Origin of the sequence: Xanthomarina sp. GH4-25 (assembly GCF_045363175.1) — a bacterium.
In the GTDB taxonomy this organism is placed as follows: Bacteria; Bacteroidota; Bacteroidia; order Flavobacteriales; family Flavobacteriaceae; genus Xanthomarina.
Map to the genome: position 1 here is coordinate 1 of NZ_JBJFLO010000017.1, position 4,162 is coordinate 4,162.

Below are 4,162 nucleotides of genomic sequence, written 5' to 3' on the forward strand. Positions count from 1 at the left end.
GTGTTTTCCGGTTGTAAGTTCGGCTAAAATTTTCAGTTTAAAGGGTTCTGAATACCGTCTAATTACTTTGTCATTTCTATACATAATGTTTAAAATTATGTAGCCTTATTTTAGGACGGGTCAAAATGTTGGGTAACGTGTTTGTGTATGGTTAGTTGCGTGTTTCAGCAACTAATTTAGTAAACAAAAACGAACGCGAGAAAATTCCGAAGGAATTTTCCAAATAAGCAACGACCAAAGCAATTAATTATACACGGTGTTAGGGCAAGTTTTTTATTCCGTTAATATCGTCTTCTGTTTTTATAATTCCGTCTTTACCTTTTGAGATAAGAACGTAACCAAGTCCGTTTTCAATTTGTTCATAGAAAAACTCGTTGTTCCAATAATCAGACGTAATGTTTTTCCTTAAGGGATTATTTCTAATTATAATATTCAGTTTTTCAGGATAGATTCCGAGTGAGCTTTTTTCATTTTCAAGAATCAATTCAATTTCAGCTATTTTTTCAGTCGTTTTTTTTGTTCCATAATCAGAAAAGAAGAAATGTCCAATTACTAATTTTGCTATTAGCACAAAAAACATAAAAATTCCGAATAATTTCCAAACAGGATGAATCATTAATTTTTTCGGAAGATTATTTTCCTTTTCAAATTCACGTCTGGCTTTTTTCCGTTTCGCAAATTTATAATCTTCGCGCCAAAAAAGTAATTCTCCAATTATATCTAACATTCGGTTTTTCTCAAATTTGCCCTAACGGTTTTGTATATGATTAGTGGCGTGTTTAAGCACCTAATTTAGCAAATAAAAACTGGATAGAAAATCCGCGAGGATTTTCGTAAGTAAGCTAAAACTAGCCATTAATTATATACAGTGTTGTACGCAGGTTTTTTATTCATAATTTTCAATTCGTTCGCTAAATGTTTCTCCAATCCCATATGAGCAACCAGAACAGCTATAAATCACAGAGTTTTTATTTTTTAGATGTTTAATAATGTTCTTTTGCTCTTTTGTTAATTTACCGATTTTCAATAGTCCAATCGCTCCAAGAGTTTGTAATTCAGGTGAAAATGATGTCAAATATTTATTAAGTTCTTCTCTATTTTTTCTCTTAACTAACTTCAACATTTTTTTTGATTCTTTTGGAACGGTAAGTCCATCAATGCTACAGCCAAATCCGACTACATATTCATTAATAATTTGGTTTTCAAAATCAGATTCAGTCAGTTCCGTTTTATAAAATCCGTTGTGATTTTGAACATACTCTTTTAAAAAGTCAGAATTTTTAGGGACATTCAGGATATTAAAATTTACGTCATTGCTTGGATCAAATTCCGAAATCCAAGTAATCTGAATTTCTCCGTTTTTTGAAACCAAATTTAATTTCAAATCCGAACCTGAATATGGCACAATTAAAATTCGGTGATGCTTAAACCCAAAATCAATTTGCCTTTCTAATTCATTAAATGTCGATAATATTGAGAGAGAATCAAATTGGACGGATTTTAAATTTGATAGTTCAGAAATGTTCTCTGTTTTTTTAATATATGCATTTAAATCCGCAAGATTATTCTGTCCTTTTGTAGTTTGGATTATGAATAAAGTCAGTAAAATTAATGTTACTCTCATTTTTTTTAACTTGCGTACAACGGTCTTGTGTATGATTAGTGGCGTGTTTAAGCACCTAATTTAGCAAATAAAAACCGAATAGAAAATCCGCGAGGATTTTCGTAAGTAGGCGAGAACAAGCCATTAATTATACACGTTCTTAGCCACTGGTTTTATTCCGTTTTCTTATTATTCCGCTTATTATATTTATCGGATAAATTAACTGTCCGAAAATGGCAATTAAAGCTATTAAATAAATTCCAAAAGTCAGATTATTATTAAAATCATATTCCATTACTGATTCTCGGAAAAGTTGAGCTAAAATCCATATGAGTAAAATTCCGCCAAAAGTCAGCGTAATATGAATCAAATTCAGCCATTTGGATAACCTTCTGTTGGCTTTTAGCACAATCCAATATCCAAGTCCGATTATTCCAAAAAGTATTGAAATTAAAATTATTAAATGATTAATTCCAATTACAAAATAAGTATCGTGAATGTTAAATCCGAAAGAATCGGCTTTAGTTAAAATTCCAAACAAAATTATTATTGGAATTGATGTCCAAAAAATCAGATATGGTTTTTCAATCAGGATTTTCATTTTTTGATTTCAGTTATATTTTCGGATTGAAATTCGTTCATTAAAAATCTAAAAACTTGAATTTATTACTAAATTTTGTTGGTCTGGTCAACTTGTGGCTAACGGAATTGTATAATAATCGTGGCGCCTGGCTTGCTGTGCGGCTTGAAGCAACGATACCCTTTGCACATTATTCTTTGTTACAAATTTGTCAGAGTTGCGTGAGGCTCAGAAGAGTAAGCTTAACGATTTTTTCCGATATACAATATAGTTAATTATTTGTAAGATTTTTAATTCAATTACCGCAAAAGCCATGATTAATATACATTGTTGGCTGCCGTTTATTTCTAGTTATGATTAAAGATTTTCGGTTTTCTAATATATGAAGCGAATATTGTTGCCATAACTATCAGAATGGTTACTTCATAAGGTTTCCCTTTGTACATATGGATAAATACAATTAAGGTCATATAGAGAGCTAAAAGAGTCGTTCCGATAAGTATGGTTTTGTTATACAAAAACAGAGCAGTTGCTATCAAAAGAAAAATACCAGTAGTAATCATTACAGCACTATTTGCAACAATTTTATCCGTTTGACTAGAATTAAATATTTTATCTAAAGCGTTTGGGATAAAAAATAATGTTATTATGATCGAAGGTAACCAGATCAGTATTTTCTTTAGAATTTTTTCAAATTTCATATATATCTTATATAAATGGTTAGCGCTCAGTATTTAATGGCTGCCAACGGTCTTGTATAAGATTAGTTGCGTGGTTTAGCAACGAATTTAGCAAATACAAACCGAATAGAAAATCCGCGAGGATTTTCGTAAGCAGGCTCGTACCGAGCAATTAATTTTATACGTTGTTGTGCATAGTTATTCCCTCAATATTTTTTTTATCTTATCAATGATCTCGGGATTTGGAAGGTCTTTCTTATTTAGTAATATGTGTGTGAAATTTTCAGCCAATATTTCCTCAGGGGATATTAAATAATTTGTGTTTTTTCCAACCTGCTCGAAAAAATCAGATACTTCCTGAATTGAATAAATCATCGGTTTCTCATCGATATAATCAATTTTATATTCTTCTGAATCTGTTAATTTTAAGAAACCAATATTTAAATATTCCTTGATAGTACCTTCTCTATAACTTTTTTTAGAGTAGTTAATCATGGCGCATTTAACAGGTTGATTGTCATATTCAAGCTGAATGTAACTGTCGATATAGGGAGCATCGGGGTTTGTAAGTTTCATAACCTGTAAATCATTAGGCAATCGAATCTCATTAATCATCTTAAAACCGATAAGACCATACATTTTCGACCGGAATTCAGGATCATGCCTGGATAATACATGGAAAAGTTCATGTATTATGACGTGTTCAAGCATATCATTAGATACTTTTATTTTATCAGTATTTAGTATTATATAGTTAGTTCTTGTATATCCTGAGGCTCCTTTAAACTCTTCATCCATTGTTGTTTTTATAAAAAATATAGTGTCAGGAATATTTAATTTATATCCCTGACTGAAAATTTCTGTATCAATTTTCTCAATTATTGAATACAAGAGACGCTTATCTTTATCATCCCATTCCAAGGCTTGAGTAGGGATATATGCTAACAATTCTTCTTTTGTGCTATTTGCTTTTTGCATCCGGATATCAATATCTAAAGGGCTCCAACGATCTGTAAAGTCGTCTTCTTGGGACAAAAGCATTTGAGACTTTTCTACTGATGCAAATTGAATAACTTCCGTTAACTTTTGAGTACAATTTCCATGTTGAGAAAAACTCACAAGTAAAATACCTAACAAATAAATTCTTTTCATATTATATCTTAATTAATTATGCACAACGGTTTCGTGTATGAAAAGTGCGTGTTTGTGTCAGAGGATTTTCGGAACGAAAATCGGAAGAAAGCAAACACGCACTTTCTATTGGTTAAGCACTAAAATAAGCATTTTTTATACACAGTG

The 4,162-nt window shown here is 31.0% G+C and carries 4 protein-coding genes; all 4 read right to left on the reverse strand.

The annotated features are described in order from the left end of the window. Positions 1-259: 259 nt before the first annotated feature. Positions 260-727, reverse strand: coding sequence for a hypothetical protein (locus ACI5KZ_RS14685; RefSeq protein WP_406848075.1), 468 nt, complete (start codon positions 725-727; stop codon positions 260-262). 159 nt (positions 728-886) lie between these two features. Next, entirely contained in the window at positions 887-1,624 is a 738-nt protein-coding gene (locus tag ACI5KZ_RS14690) for a hypothetical protein (RefSeq protein ID WP_406848076.1), read from the reverse strand. A gap of 139 nt (positions 1,625-1,763) precedes the next feature. Next, positions 1,764-2,204, reverse strand: a complete 441-nt coding sequence (locus tag ACI5KZ_RS14695; protein WP_406848077.1) for a hypothetical protein — start codon at positions 2,202-2,204, stop codon at positions 1,764-1,766. Between the two features lie 857 nt (positions 2,205-3,061). After that, entirely contained in the window at positions 3,062-4,015 is a 954-nt protein-coding gene (locus ACI5KZ_RS14700; RefSeq protein WP_406848078.1) for a hypothetical protein, read from the reverse strand. Positions 4,016-4,162 lie beyond the last annotated feature (147 nt).